This is a genomic window from Cellulosimicrobium sp. NPDC030954 (genome assembly GCF_055571305.1).
In genome coordinates, this window is the sequence record NZ_JBVIFN010000006.1 from 225,595 (window position 1) to 239,537 (window position 13,943).

9 protein-coding genes and 1 tRNA gene are annotated in these 13,943 nt (G+C 72.7%); 2 read left to right on the plus strand and 8 right to left on the minus strand.

The window, feature by feature from the left end:
- Window positions 1-84: 84 nt before the first annotated feature.
- The 7 genes from pknB to ACZ402_RS14020 form a co-directional block, all read right to left on the minus strand.
- On the minus strand, window positions 85-2,145 hold the full coding sequence (gene pknB / locus ACZ402_RS13990) for a Stk1 family PASTA domain-containing Ser/Thr kinase (protein ID WP_375823223.1): 2,061 nt from the start codon (window positions 2,143-2,145) through the stop codon (window positions 85-87).
- Window positions 2,146-2,266: 121 nt separating this feature from the next.
- Complete coding sequence (locus ACZ402_RS13995; RefSeq protein ID WP_375823222.1) at window positions 2,267-3,859, minus strand: serine/threonine-protein kinase; 1,593 nt, start codon at window positions 3,857-3,859, stop codon at window positions 2,267-2,269.
- Complete coding sequence (locus tag ACZ402_RS14000) at window positions 3,856-5,322, minus strand: peptidoglycan D,D-transpeptidase FtsI family protein (RefSeq protein WP_375823221.1); 1,467 nt, start codon at window positions 5,320-5,322, stop codon at window positions 3,856-3,858. Before ACZ402_RS14000 ends, ACZ402_RS13995 begins: the two co-directional genes overlap by 4 nt.
- On the minus strand, window positions 5,319-6,977 hold the full coding sequence (locus ACZ402_RS14005; protein ID WP_375823220.1) for an FtsW/RodA/SpoVE family cell cycle protein: 1,659 nt from the start codon (window positions 6,975-6,977) through the stop codon (window positions 5,319-5,321). Before ACZ402_RS14005 ends, ACZ402_RS14000 begins: the two co-directional genes overlap by 4 nt.
- The gene (locus ACZ402_RS14010) at window positions 6,977-8,392 is read right to left on the minus strand and encodes a Stp1/IreP family PP2C-type Ser/Thr phosphatase (protein WP_375823219.1); all 1,416 of its coding nucleotides are present in this window, start codon (window positions 8,390-8,392) and stop codon (window positions 6,977-6,979) included. The genes ACZ402_RS14005 and ACZ402_RS14010 overlap by 1 nt, the downstream gene beginning before the upstream one ends.
- A gap of 6 nt (window positions 8,393-8,398) precedes the next feature.
- Window positions 8,399-8,902, minus strand: a complete 504-nt coding sequence (locus tag ACZ402_RS14015) for an FHA domain-containing protein FhaB/FipA (RefSeq protein ID WP_375823218.1) — start codon at window positions 8,900-8,902, stop codon at window positions 8,399-8,401.
- A gap of 10 nt (window positions 8,903-8,912) precedes the next feature.
- Window positions 8,913-9,620 carry an FhaA domain-containing protein gene (locus ACZ402_RS14020; RefSeq protein ID WP_047230883.1) on the minus strand — a complete coding sequence of 236 codons (708 nt, stop codon included), beginning with the start codon at window positions 9,618-9,620 and terminating at the stop codon, window positions 8,913-8,915.
- A gap of 326 nt (window positions 9,621-9,946) precedes the next feature.
- On the opposite strand from ACZ402_RS14020, the gene ACZ402_RS14025 reads away from it, so the two are divergent.
- Together ACZ402_RS14025 and ACZ402_RS14030 are read left to right on the plus strand one after the other, a co-directional pair.
- Window positions 9,947-10,029, plus strand: a tRNA-Leu gene (locus tag ACZ402_RS14025).
- 939 nt (window positions 10,030-10,968) lie between these two features.
- Entirely contained in the window at window positions 10,969-12,297 is a 1,329-nt protein-coding gene (locus ACZ402_RS14030) for a threonine/serine exporter family protein (protein ID WP_375823217.1), read from the plus strand.
- 33 nt (window positions 12,298-12,330) lie between these two features.
- Here the strand turns inward: ACZ402_RS14030 and ACZ402_RS14035 are convergent, their stop codons facing one another.
- Entirely contained in the window at window positions 12,331-13,923 is a 1,593-nt protein-coding gene (locus ACZ402_RS14035; RefSeq protein WP_375823216.1) for a helix-turn-helix transcriptional regulator, read from the minus strand.
- Window positions 13,924-13,943: the final 20 nt, after the last annotated feature.

Below are 13,943 nucleotides of genomic sequence, written 5' to 3' on the forward strand. Positions count from 1 at the left end.
GGCTGACCGCTCGTCCGCCGGACGACGACGGGCCCCCACCTCGCGAGGTGGGGGCCCGTTCGTCATGCCGGGCCGGGCGGCGCGTCAGTCGCCGTTGTTGCCGCCGTTGCCTCCGCCGCCCCCACCGCCGGGGCCGCCGCCGTTGTCGCCACCGGTCGACGGGCCGGGGCCGGTCGACACGATGAGCGAGACCTCGGTGCCGACGGGGACCTCGGAACCACCCCGCGGGTCGGAGCCGATGACCGTACCGGCGGGCCACTGGTCGGACTCCTGCGTCTGCCGGGTGCCCGCGTTGAGCTCCGCGCCGCCGAGCGCGTCCCTCGCCTGGTCCTCGGTCATCCCGACGAGGTTGGACGGGACCGTCGTCGTCTCCGCGGCACGCGGGATCGCGACCTTGAGGGTCACGCGCGACCCCTGGGGGACGCTCCCGGCGTTGGGCTGCTGCGAGAGGACCTGGTTCTCGGCCTCGTCGGACTCCTCGTCGCTGCGGTCGACCCCGAGACCGAGGGCCTCGATCGTCGCCTTCGCGGCGTCGAACTGCTGACCGGTGACGTCAGGCAAGGCGACGAGCCCGCTCGACACCAACAGGTTGACCGTCGACCCTGCGGGCACGGACTGGCCCGCGCCCGGGTCCGTCCGCGTCACGGACCCCTTCGCGACGTCCGGGGAGTCCTCCGTGGCGACGTCGCCGACGTTGAGACCGTTGTCCGCGAGGTACTGCCGGGCCTCCTCCTGGGTCTTGCCCTTGAGGTCCTGCAGCGTGACGGCGTCCGGTCCGGCGGAGAAGAACGCCGTGACCGTCACACCGAGCTCCTGGGTGGTGCCTCCCGCCGGGTCGGTCTTCGTGAACGTCCCCTCGGGCTCGGTCGACTCCTGGTCAATGGCCTGCGCGTACTCGAAGCCGGCGTCGGTGATCGCCTTCTCGGCCTCCTCGGGCGTGATCGGCGCCGAGAGCGTCGGGACCGTGCCCGTCGTCGGCTCGTCCTCGCCCTGGCTGTTGATGACGAGCATGGTGATGATCGCCGCGAGGGCGAGCACGCCGATCGCGATGAGGGTCCACATGAGGCCCTTGCGGCTCTTGGGCTCCTCCTCGTCCTCCCCCGGGACCTCGTCCCCGGGCGGGACGGCCGGTGCGACGCTCGTCGCCCACGGGTTCGGGGTGGCGGCCGCGGGCGCCATGACCTGCGTGGCGGACTCGACCATCGTCGGCTGGAGGTCGGCCGCCGCCGCGGCGGCACCGAGGCCCGCGGCGGCTGCGGCCACCCCGAGCGCCGGGGCCGTGATCGCCCCGCCCCGCACCGCGTTCTCCAGGTCCGCGCGGAACTCTGCGGCGTTCGAGTAGCGGGCCGTGCGGTCCTTGGCGAGCGCCTTGAGCGTGATGCGGTCCAGGACCTCGGGCACGTCGGGCGCGACGGCGCTCGGCGTCGCCGGGGCCTCGCGCACGTGCTGGTAGGCCACCGCGACGGGCGAGTCGCCGATGAACGGCGGGCGGCCGGTGAGCAGCTCGTAGAGCAGGCAGCCGGTGGAGTACAGGTCGGAACGGGCGTCGACCGTCTCGCCACGCGCCTGCTCCGGCGAGAGGTACTGGGCGGTGCCGATGACGGCCTGCGTCTGCGTCATCGTGGCGGCCGAGTCCGCCATCGCGCGGGCGATGCCGAAGTCCATGACCTTGACGGCGCCCGTGGGCGTGATCATGACGTTCGCGGGCTTGATGTCGCGGTGCACGATCCCGGCGTGGTGCGAGTACTCGAGCGCCGCGAGCACGCCCGCCGTGATCTCGACGGCCTCGTCGATGGGGACGGCCTGGCCGTCGCGGAGGATGTCGCGGACCGTGTGGCCCTCGACGTACTCCATGACGATGAACGGGACGTGCACCGAGTTGCCGGTGGCGTCCGCGTGGACGTCCTCGCCCGTGTCGTACACCGCGACGATGGCGGGGTGGTTGAGGGACGCCGCGGCCTGGGCCTCGCGGCGGAAGCGCGCGAGGAACGTGGGGTCGCGGGCGAGGTCGGACCGCAGGATCTTGATCGCGACGGTGCGACCGAGGCGGTTGTCGTGCCCGATGTGCACCTCGGCCATGCCACCACGGCCGATGAGCTCACCGACCTGGTAGCGCCCGGCAAGCACTCGGGGAGCGTTGTCCACCACTCATTCGTCCTTCGGTGTCGTCGGAGCCGCGGGCGCGTCCGCTCGCGGCACATCTGGCGCAATCATCCCACTGGAGGGCGTCCGGGAAAGCCGGGAACACAACGATGTCGTCACGATGTCACCCTCCGGAGGGGGCCGGGGAGCCCGACGCGGCGTCGTCGGGGACCGTCTCGACGACGGCCGCGAGAGCCGCGTCGGCGTCGCCCCCGTCCCGGTCTCCCAGGGAGGCGATCGTCGCGACGACCAGCACGAGGAGCAGGCCCAGCAGCGCCACCAGCGGCCACGTGAGGCCGTTCGGCAGCCCGCCGAGGCGCCGACCCGTCGTCGTCGACGTGCGGCGGCCGGAGGACGCCCGCGACGGGGCCGCCTGCGACTGCCGTCGGGCCTCCGCCCGCGTGGCCGGTGCCGCCGACGGGGTGCTCGCGGCCGAGCCGGCGCCCGGGCGCGTGCCGCCGCGGGCGGGCTGCGGACGTCGCGACGAGCGCGTGCCGCCGTGCATCTCGCGGCGCGGCGGGTAGGCGCGGGGACCGGCCGGGTCCTCGCCCGCCGTCGTGGGGACGGGGCGCTCCCACGGCAGGGCGGGCCCGGGGGCGGGCGGCGTGTCGGACGGCGGAGCGGTCGCCTGACCGACGGGCTCGGCGTCGCTCTCGGCGAGGTGGCCACCCGCGGGCTCGGCGGCGTGGGCGCCTGGTCGGGCCTCCGGGGCGATCCACGGCGTCGCGGGGTCGACCGGGTGCGGGTCGCGCACGGCGGCCGGGATGACGAGGGGCGTGATGACGGGAGCGGGGTCGGGCTCGGGCACGGGAGGGGCGTCGTCCGCCGTCGTGCGGGCGCGCCGGGCGCGCCGCGTGTTGACGGACGCGCCGGCACGGGCGGACCACGGGTCGGCCGCGAGGCGGGCCTGGATCTCCTCGAAGACCCGCGCGAGCGCGTCGGCCGGGTGCGGCCGCGCCAGCGGGTCCTTGGCGAGCATGACCATGACGAGCTCGGAGAGCTCCGGGTCCACCGACGACGGGAGGGGCGGCACGGGCTCGTTGACGTGCGCGACCGCGATGTCGACCGGGGTGGACCCGGTGAACGGCCGGTTCCCGACGATCGACTCGTACGCCACGATGCCCAGCGCGTAGATGTCCGACGCGCCCGTGGCCGCCTGCCCGACGGCCTGCTCGGGCGACAGGTACTGGGCGGTCCCCATGACCATGCCGGTCGCGGTCATCGGGACCTGGTTGGCCGCGAGCGACACGCCGAAGTCGGTGATCTTCACCGTCCCGGACCGGTCGATGAGGATGTTGCCGGGCTTGACGTCGCGGTGCACGACGCCGGACAGGTGGGCCGCGTGGAGGGCGCGCGCCGTCTGGGCGAGGATCGGCAGGAGCCGCGCGGGCGGCAGCACCGGCTCGCGCTCCAGCAGGTCCGCCATGGGCTCGCCGACGACCAGCTCCATGACCAGGTAGCCGGAGCCGCTGGTCTCCCCGTAGTCGTACATCTGGGCGATGTTGGGGTGCGAGAGCGCAGCGCTGTTGCGGGCCTCGGTCCGCAGCCGGTTGAGGAAGTCCTCGTTCCCCGCGTACTCGGTCCGCAGGACCTTGACGGCCACCTCGCGCCCGAGCGCGTCGTCGGCCGCGACCCACACCTCGCCCATGCCGCCGACGGCGATGCGCCGCACGAGGCGGTAGCGGTTGCCGAGCGTCAGCCCCCTCACGGGCTTCATCCGTTCAACACCGCCTCCATGACCGCGCGCGCGATCGGCGCGGCGATCGCGCCGCCCGTCGCCTCGTTGCCGAGCGAGCCGCCGTTCTCGACGATGACCGCGACCGCGACCTGCGGGTCGTCGGCGGGCGCGAAGCTCGTGAACCACGCGTGCGGGGCGGCCTCGCCGCCCGTCTCGGCGGTGCCCGTCTTGCCCGCGACCTGCACGCCCGGGATCTGCGCCGCCTTCCCGGAGCCGTTCTGCACCACACCGAGCATCATCTGCGTGAGCTGGTCGGCGGTCGACGGCGACACCGACGTCCGCAGGCGGCGCGGCTCGGACTGGCGCACCACGTCGAGGTCGGGGTTGCGGATCGTCTCGACCGTGTACGGGGCCATCTGCACGCCGTCGTTCGCGATCGCCGCGGCGACCATCGCCATCTGGAGCGGCGTGACCTTGACCTCGCCCTGGCCGATGCCCGCGCGGGCGATGCCCGCCGGGTCCGCGCCCGGGGTGCCCTTCGCGGGGAACTGGCTGGGGGTGACGTCCATCGGGATCTCGAGCGGGGCGTCGAAGCCGAAGTCCTCGGCCTGGTCCCGCATCGCGTCCTCGCCGAGCGTCATGGCCAGGTCGCCGAAGGCGGTGTTGCAGGAGATGCGGAGCGCGTCCGCGAGGGTCATTTCCCCCGTCGGCGAGCAGCGCGACCCGCCGAAGTTCTTCATCGTCTGCGTCGACTGCGGGTACGGGAGCTCGTCCGGTGCCGGGATCACGGTCTCGGCCGTGTACTGCCCGCTCTCGAGCGCCGCGGCCGAGGTGACGATCTTGAACGTCGAGCCCGGCGGGTACGTGTTGCCGCGGATCGCCCGGTTCGACATCGGGTTGCCGTCGGCGTTGAGCAGCTCCTGGTAGCGCTCGCGCGCGAGGGCGGTGTCGTGCGTGGCGAGCTCGTTGGGGTCGTAGCTCGGCTTGGACACGAGCGCGAGGACGCGGCCGGTCTTCGGCTCGATCGCCACGACGGCGCCGCGCTGGTCTCCCAGCGCGTCCCAGGCGGCCTGCTGCGCCGCGGGGTCGATCGTCAGCTCGACGGACGCGCCCTGAGGCTGCTTGCCGGTGAACAGCGCGCTGAGGCGGTCGAGCCACAGCGAGCTCGCCTCGCCGTTCAGGTAGTCGTTCTCCTTGTCCTCGATCTCCGTGCGCCCGTTGGTGAGCGAGAGGAACCCGGAGACGGGCGCGTACAGCGGGCCGTTCGCGTACTGCCGCTGGAAGCCGAACGCGTCGTCCACCGGGGTCGAGGACGCGATCGCGTCGCCCGCGACGACGATCGGGCCGCGGAACTTGTTGTACTCGCGGTAGATGGTGCGGGCGTTGCGCGAGTCGTTGTTGAGCGAGTCCGCCTGGACGAACTGGATGTACGTCGTCGACACCATGAGCGCGAGGAACATGACGAGGACGACCGTCGCGACGCGACGCAGGGGGACGTTCACCGGGCTCCTCCCCAGGGGTCGGTCTCCGGGTGGGTGCCGTCGGGACCGGGACGCCGCACGACCTCCGTGCGCAGCTCGTCGGGGTGGTGGGCGGAGACCTCGCCCGTCTGTCCGACGGCGGGCTGCACGCCCGTCGTCGCGCGCGTCGGACCGGTGACGGGTCCCGCCGAGGGGCCCGCGGCGGGCGCCCCGACCGTGGTGGGTGCGTCGTCGGGCCGCGCGCCGACGGCGGGAGCGCCGCTGCCGACGACCTCGACCGGCTCGGAGTCGGGGCGCGTGCGCGCCCCGCCGGGGGCCACCTGCCCGCGCACGGGCAGGGACGAGGGCCGGCGCGCGTCGTCGGAGATGCGCAGCAGCAGGCCCACGACCAGCCAGTTCGCGAGGAGCGACGACCCGCCCTGGGCGACGAACGGCATGGTGAGGCCCGTGAGCGGGATGATCCGCGTGATCCCGCCGACGACGACGAAGAGCTGCCACGCCATGACGAACGCGAGGCCGCCGGCGAGCAGCTTGCCGAACCCGTCGCGGACCCCGATCGCGGTGCGCAGGCCGCGCTCCACGAGGATGAGGTACGCGAGCAGGATGCCGATGAGGCCCGTGAGGCCGAGCTCCTCGCCGAGCGAGGCGTAGATGAAGTCGGAGAACGCGTACGGGACCGTCCGGGGGTAGCCGGCGCCCCAGCCGGTGCCGAACAGCCCGCCGTTGCCGAGCGAGAACAGGCCGCCCACGAGCTGGCCGGACCCACCGACCTTGCGGCCGAAGATCTCGGCGTCGAACGGGTGGAGCCACACGTCGACGCGCGCCTGCACGTGGCCGAACGTCGAGGCCGCGAGGACCGCGCCGACCGCGATGAGCAGCAGGCCGATGACGACCCAGCTCACGCGCTCGGTCGCGATGTACAGCATCGCGACGAACAAGCCGAAGAACAGGAGCGACGTGCCGAGGTCGCGCTCGAACACGAGGATCGCGAGCGAGACGAGCCACACGATGATGATCGGCCCGAGGTCGCGCAGGCGCGGGAGCTGGAGGCCGAGCACCTTGGGCCCGGCCAGCGCGAGCGTGTCGCGGTTCGTCACGAGGTAGCCCGCGAAGAAGATCGCGAACGCGATCTTCGCGAACTCGGCGGGCTGGAGCGAGAAGCCGAAGACGTTGATCCAGATCTGCGCGCCGTTGATGCGCGTGCCCAGGCCCGGGACGAGCGGCAGCGCGACGAGCACGATGCCCGCGATCATCGCGGTGTACGTGTACCGGCGCAGGGTCCGGTGGTCGCGGAGGAACCAGATCACGGCGAACGCGCAGAGGATGCCGAGCGCGGTCCACTGGAGCTGGCGCGGCGCGAGGTCCTGTTGACCGCCCGTGATCTGCGAGCCGAGGTCGAGGCGGAAGATCATCGCGAGCCCGATGCCGTTGAGCGCGACGGCGATCGGGAGGATCACCGGGTCCGCGTACGGCGCCTTGAACCGCAGCAGCACGTGGGCGGCGGCCGCGAGCACCACGGTGCCGATGCTGTACACGTAGAAGCGGCCCGGGAGCTCGCCCGTGAGCTGCAGGCCCACGAGCGCGTACGCCCCGATGCCCAGCGCGAGCGCGAGGACGAGCAGACCGAGCTCCGCGCCCCGGCCGGGGCGCACCTCGGTGGTCTCCACCGTGGCCATCAGGCCCCCGAGCCGGCGCCGTCGGTGGGTGCCGGGGTCACGTCGGGCGCCCCGGCCTCCGGGGTCTCGGCGGCACCCTCGGTGGGCGCCTCCGTGGTGCCGTCGGTCGCGGGGGCGTCGGTGGACTCCTCCGCTGCCTCGGCGACGAGGCGCTCCGCGCGCGCACGGGCGTCCTCGAGCGACTCCGCGGGGATCGTGGTCTCCAGGCGGTCGACGACGTAGCCCGGCAGGTCCGCGACGCGCGTGCCCGTGAGCTCGATCGGCGTCGACAGCGTCACCGGGCCCGCGTTCTCCGGGATGCCGCGGAACACGGCGACCTGGCCGTCGGCGACCCCGACGTAGTACTGCGTCTGCGTCCAGCGGTAGCCCGCCCACCCGGCCACGCCCAGGCCCGCGACGACGAGGAGGATCGCGACGACCGTGATCCAGCGGCGTGGCGCGCGGCCGGGCCGCACGTCGTCGTCGCCGTCCCCCGGGGTGTCGGCCGGTGCCGACTCGCCCTCCGCGGGGTCGGTCGCGCCGTCCGCGGCGGGCTCCTCGGTCGCGGCGGGCGCGTTCGCGCTCGCCATGAGCGCCGCGGCCCGGGCCGCGGGGCCGTCCGCGGCCGACGTCGGCGCGTCGCGGTCGATCGCCGCGGACCCGACGATCTGCGCCCCGGTGCCGGGCGCCGCGCCGTCGGGCAGGACGTCGAGGTCCAGGATGTCCGCGACCACGACGGTCACGTTGTCCGTGCTGCCGGCGCGCAGCGCGAGCTGAAGCAGGTGGTCCGCGCACTCGTCGACGTCGGGGGTGTCCGCGAGCGTCTGGGCGATCGTCTCGGGGCTGACGAAGCCCGAGAGGCCGTCGGAGCACAGGAGCCACCGGTCGCCCGGCTTGGCCTCGCGCACCGACATGTCCGGCGTGAGGTCGATGTCGAAGTCGCCGAGCACGCGCATGACGACGTTGCGCTGCGGGTGCGTCTCCGCCTCGTCGGGCGAGATCCGGCCCGTGTCCACGAGGTGCTGCACGAACGTGTGGTCGGTCGTGACCTGGGTGAGCTCGCCGTCGCGCAGCAGGTACGCGCGCGAGTCGCCGAGGTGCGCCATCGCGAGCTTGTTGCCCGCGCGCAGGATCGCGGTGACGGTCGTGCCCATGCCGACCAGCTCGGGGTCGGTCACGCTCCGGTCCACGAGGTCCTGGCGCGCGTGGTCGATCGAGCGCTCGAGCTCGGCGAGCGCGTCGTCCGGGCCGTGCGACTCGCCGTCGAGCGGCGCGAGCGCCGCGATGGCGATCGACGACGCCACGTCGCCCCCGGCGTGGCCGCCCATGCCGTCGGCGACGACGAGCAGGTGCGGCCCGGCGTAGCCCGAGTCCTGGTTGTTGGAGCGCACGAGCCCGACGTCGGAGCGCGCGGCGTAGCGCAGGGCGATGTTCACTGCGGGCTACCTCTGCAGCTCGACGACGGACTGACCGATCCGCACCCGCGTGCCCGGACCCAGCGGCGTCACCTGGCCGATGCGCTGGTCCTCGACGTAGGTGCCGTTGGTGGAGCCGAGGTCCTCGACGAACCAGGACCCGTGCTGCGGGAAGATGCGCGCGTGGCGCGACGAGGAGTAGTCGTCGTCGAGCACGAGCGTGCAGCTCGGCGCCCGCCCGATGAGGATCGACGACGTCGTGAGGGGGATCGTCGTGCCCGTCAGCGGGCCGGCGGTGACGACGAGGCGGGACGGCCCCGCGGGCGCGGCGGGGCGCGCGGGCTCCGGCGCCGCGGCAGGGGTGGGGCCCGACGTCGGGCGCGCGGCCTGCGCGGCGCCCTTGCGGCCCCGGCGTGGCGTGATCTTGGTGCCGTACAGGTCCCGACGCAGCACCCCGATCGCGGAGAGCACGAACACCCAGAGCAGCACCAGGTAGCCCAGCCGCAGCAGGGTGAACGTGAGATCGGTCATGCGGGCCGGATCACCACTCCTCGTTGTCGGACGCGCCGGTCCAGAACATGATGCGGGTCCGGCCGATCGTCAGGGAGTTGCCGTCCAGCAGCGTCGCCGCGGGCACCTGGTGCCCCTCGACGAACAGGCCGTTGGTCGAGCCGAGGTCCGTCGCGATGACCCCCTCCGGCGTCACGCGGATCTCCAGGTGGCGGCGCGAGACCCCTGGGTCGTCGACGACGATGTCGGCCTCCGAGCCGCGGCCGATGACCGTGACCGGACCGGTGAGCAGGTAGCGCTGCCCGTCGATGTCGACGAGCGGGTGCCGCGTGCTCGGGGACGCGGACGTCGCGGGCGCCACGTTGCCCCGCACGCTCGCCGAGCGGAGCTGGAAGCGGCCGACGTCGAGCGTGTCGTTCTGCTCGAAGCTCACGCTCACCGGGCCGACGAAGGCGTAGTGCTGCGACGCCGCGTACTGCGTGACGTTCGACGCCAGCTCGTCGGCGAGCGTCTCCGCGCCCCACCCCTCGACCTGGCCGAAGTCGTCCACCGACAGCTCGATGGTGAACTCGTTGGGCACGACGGTGCGCTCGCGGTCCACGACGGCGGCGCGGTCGTCGACCTCGCGCCGCAGCGCGCTCGCGAGCTCGACGGGCTTGACCTCGCTGCGCCCGACCTTGGCGAACGCGTTGTTCACCACGCGCTCCACGCCCTTCTCGAAGCGGTCCAGGACTCCCATGCCACCTCCTCCCTCGTGCTCGCTCGTGCCGCGGCTCGTGCCGCGCGGTCGTCGTCTGCTCCTCCGGCCGTGCTCCTGGTGGCCCCCCGTGCATACCCGCGTCCCGGGCAGACTACCTAGATCGTATCGATCACGTCTGCGCCGGAGGCCCGATTCGTCGCACGATCTCCGGACGGATGTGGCGCGTTCGTGGTGGACCGTGTGAACGTCGGGCGCGCGGTCGTCGGCGCCTCGTGGCGGTGCGCGACGACAGGCACGTGGCGGCCGTCACGTCGGGCCGGGCGGTGCCAGGCGCCGTCGTGCATCGTGCTAGTCTTCTGCGGCACGCGCGAGTGGCGGAATGGCAGACGCGCTGGCTTCAGGTGCCAGTGTCCGAAAGGGCGTGGGGGTTCAAGTCCCCCCTCGCGCACGTGGAGAGGGTTTCGACTTCCGAGTCGGAAGGCCCTCGGAAAGTCCCGGTCAGGTGATCCTGGCCGGGACTTTCTGTGTTGGTGGGCCGGTGTCTGGGCGGTGCTGAGCGCTCGGCGGTGGTGCAGGCCGGTCGAGCTCGGCCGCCCTGGCCTCGCCGTCGCCGCGTCGGGAGTGCCAGCGGTGGAGCCCGAGGGTGCTCGCGGCGGTGAGGCTGCATGGTCGTCCGGGCCGCGAAGGTGCCGTCGGAGTGGACCCGACCGGGATGGTGGTCTTTCTCGGGTCGCCGGTGCCGGTGAATGCTGAGTCCGCCGTGCCGACGGTGTTTTTTCCAGACGGGCGCGTCTCGCGACGTCGGTGTCGAAGCCGGCCGTCTCGCCCGTGCACAGACACCGGGGACGCCCTGGATATCACCCGATGCCTCACCCGGGTATCTGCTCGGCGTCGACATGCTCGTGGGGCAAGGCCGTGGTAGCAAGGGAGCCGAAGAGCTCGCAAACCTTGTCCGGCCTGGTTCGACGAAGGAGTGGTGAACATTTGTCTGTCTCACCGTCCCTGCAGCGCGCGCCTCTTGTCGCGCGAACTCCCCTGGTCCCGTCTATGGCTGGATAGCTCGTGAGCGCTGACGACCGGCCAGGGCGTTCGCCGTGCTCGAGGACGCACCCGCACCCAGGTCCGAACAGCCCGTCGCGACCACCACAGGAAATAACGCGTGGGCTGACTTCGAATCACACCGCGATCTTCTTTTCAAGATGCTTCTCGGCGCGGCTCGCCAGCTCCGGTGCTTGCCGACACGGGCACATGGCGGACGCAGCAGGGCTGGTCGTCCCCACCGACGGGGGCGCCGCTGTCCTGTCGAGCGACGCCCGTAGCGGAAGGTCAAGAGCCCGTGACTGAGGACGCACCTCGGGAGCGCATCACGGATCGTGTCGTCGCGGCTGTGCGATCGCTCCGCGTGCTCGGCGACCGTCAGTCGACGCAGCGCGCCCTGGAGCCGGAGCGCGGCCTGCCGGGACTGCTCGGCGCGGTCGGCGCCGCGTTGCTCGCGTCCACCAGCGCGACCAACGACGTGCAGGACACGCTCAACGAGCTCGCGGCGCGATACGGCAGACCCGAGCTTCGTGTCTACGTCCTCCCCACGCTCATCCTGATCGAGGACCCCACGACGACGCAGACCGCGGTGTTCCCTGCGGAAGGGAAACCTCTGCGGCTGGACCAGGTCGGCGCGATCGACCACATCGTGCGACACGCGCTCGGTGAGCAGCCGCCCCCTGACGGCGTCATCGCCCGGATCGCCGAGGTGACCGCCAAGAATCCACGGTTCGGCCCGATCCTCACCGTGCTGGGTCACACGCTGTTGACCCTCGGCTTCGGGCTCGTCGTCAACCCCGCGCTCAACGCTCTACCCGTCTACGCCGTGCTGGGCGTCGTCGTCGGCACGATCGTGCTGTACGGCTCACGGATCGCGACCCTCGCACTGATCCTCCCGGTCTTCACCGCGTTCACGGTGACGGTCCTCGTCGGGCTCGTCGCCCGACCGCTCGTCGACGACAACTCTCTACGTCTCGTCGCACCGTCACTGGTGTCGTTGCTGCCCGGGCTCACTCTGACGATCGCCGCGGTGGAGCTCACCTCGGGCCAAGTCATGGCCGGCGCAAGTCGACTGGTCTACGGGATCGCGCGCCTCGGCCTTCTCACGTTCGGGGTCTTCGCCGGCCTGTCGGTGATCAAGGAGACGGCGACGAGCAGCGACGCGAGCCAGCTCGGCGCGTGGGCCCCGTGGTGCGGGCTCCTCCTCGTGGGCCTGGGCTACTACGTGTTCGAATCCGCCCCGCGCGGGTCACTCGTCTGGATCCTCTATGCGCTCGTGGTCGCCTACGCCGCCCAGTCCTTGGGCAACCTCCTGCTGGGGGCGGAGCTCTCCGGGCTCGTCGGCGCTCTGGTGGTCGTCCCTGCCGTCTACTTCGCGGCCCGGTACCCCGGTGCCCCACCACCGCCGATCATGCTCACCTCTGCCTACTGGCTGCTCGTGCCCGGATCGATGGGGTTCATCGGACTCACCGAGGCTGCGTCCGGAACAGCCGGTGCGGCGCACACGATCATGGCCACGCTGGGCTCGCTCCTCGCGATCGCCATCGGCATGCTCCTGGGAGGAGGACTCAGCAAGGACGCGGGCGCGGTGCTGAGAGTCTGGCACCACCGATCGAGCCGTCACGCACCGAAGACGACGCTCCCAGCGCGCACGACCACGACGCACGGGCGGACGTGAGGCGCACCGTCGTGCCCCTGCGTCGCCACGATGTCATCGGCTCCGACTCGCCGATGCCAGGGCGGTCCCGGACGTTCCGGGCTCGCTCTCGATGGTCGCGTTCGTGGCGAAGAGCGCGCTCAGCTCGATCGCCTCGTTTCTCGTCGAGCATCCGAGCTTGCGGTAGATGGACTTGAGCTGTGACTTGATCGTGTTCGGCGAGACGTGGAACCGGGCAGCCAGCTCAGCGACCGTGCGATGGAGCGGGAGCGCGTACAGCACGCGCCGCTCGCTCTCCGTCAGCGCCGACCGGTTGGGCACGTCGCGCAGCTCGAGGCCGTCGACCGACCGGTCGAACTGGAGAGCCGACCGGTCGCCCAGGCGATCGCGGACGGCGTCGACGAGCTGCCGAGGCGTCGACGCGAGCAGCCGACGGATGTCGCCCGTGCTCGCGGCGCGAGCGATGGCGAGCGCCGTGTGGTGGCTGACCCTCCCGTTGTGCGCCAGCTCGAGCCAGGCCGAGAGCACCACGTGCTCGGCACGCAGACGAGGGCCGAGCGGCGAGTCGCCGGCGAGCCGCCGGAGCGCCTTCGTCGCGGCGTCCAGACGGCCCAGCTGGAGGTCGACCCTGACGGCGGCGAGCCTGGTCATCGGCCCGCAGCGGGCGCGATCCTCGGCCAGGCGCCGTGCGGTGACCTCATCGCCCATCGCGAGCAACGCCTCGATCGACACGGCCGCGACGATGTCGTCGGCGATCGAACCGTGCTGACGCGCATGCGACTCCTGAGCGAGCTCGGCCACCTCGATCGCCTCGCTCGGCCGGTGCTGAGCGACGAGCGCGCGTGCACGGGCGAGCAGCGCGAACGGCCACGTCATCTCCACGCTGTGGTAGGGCTCGAGCCCCGCGAGCCGCAGCTCCATGTCCGCGCTCATCCGGTCGACGGCGATCAGGGCCTCGGCGGTAGCCTCGGTCGCCTGCGTCGACCGCTCGTGCGCCGGGGTGGGGCCGGGCTTGTCAGAGGCCTCGTCGAGCGCCGCCCGCGCGTCGTCCAGCGATCCGCGCAGCGCGTGGGCGAGGGCGAGCCGGCTCAACGCGAACCGCTCCGCATCCGGCTGGATCGAGTGCCGGCCGAGCTCTCTGGCCGTCGCGAACTCCAGGAGCGCCCGGCGTGAGTCGCCGGCCAGGAGGTACGTCGAGCCGATCTGGACGCGCGCGAACCAGAGGGGCCCGTCGGTGCGCTGGTGCCACTCGGCATCGACGTTCGCGAACCGCTCCGCGAGACGCTGGGCGCAGACCACCGCCGCCGCGACGTCCCCGCTGAGGCGGAAGGCGAGCATCTGGGCGAGGGCGAGGAAGTCGAACTCCTCCGGGCTCAGGGTCCGCGCCTCGTCGGGATCGATGAGCGGCTTGAACGGGCGGTGCGTACGTGCGAGGAGCGGCGTCATCGGATGGACGATGCGGAGCGCGAGGTACCGCTCGAGCACCGGGGGCGGCAGCCCTTCGATCGTCTGTACGAGCAGGTCGTAGTGCGAGCTGTAGAGCGGCCAGAGGTTCGTCATCGCTGCCGCCGCGATCCCGTCGGACGAGCCCGAGGCGACCGCCTGCTCGAGCGCCGCGAGCGCTCCGGCAGGGTCGTTGAGGTTCACGGCGCTCTCCGCCCCGCGCC

Excerpts from the sequence above, each read along its gene's own strand:
- ACZ402_RS13995 (WP_375823222.1), bottom strand. The coding sequence starts at position 3,859 with ATGAAGCCCGTGAGGGGGCTGACGCTCGGCAACCGCTACCGCCTCGTG.
- ACZ402_RS14005 (WP_375823220.1), bottom strand. The coding sequence starts at position 6,977 with ATGGCCACGGTGGAGACCACCGAGGTGCGCCCCGGCCGGGGCGCGGAG.
- ACZ402_RS14015 (WP_375823218.1), bottom strand. The coding sequence starts at position 8,902 with ATGACCGATCTCACGTTCACCCTGCTGCGGCTGGGCTACCTGGTGCTG.
- ACZ402_RS14020 (WP_047230883.1), bottom strand. The coding sequence starts at position 9,620 with ATGGGAGTCCTGGACCGCTTCGAGAAGGGCGTGGAGCGCGTGGTGAAC.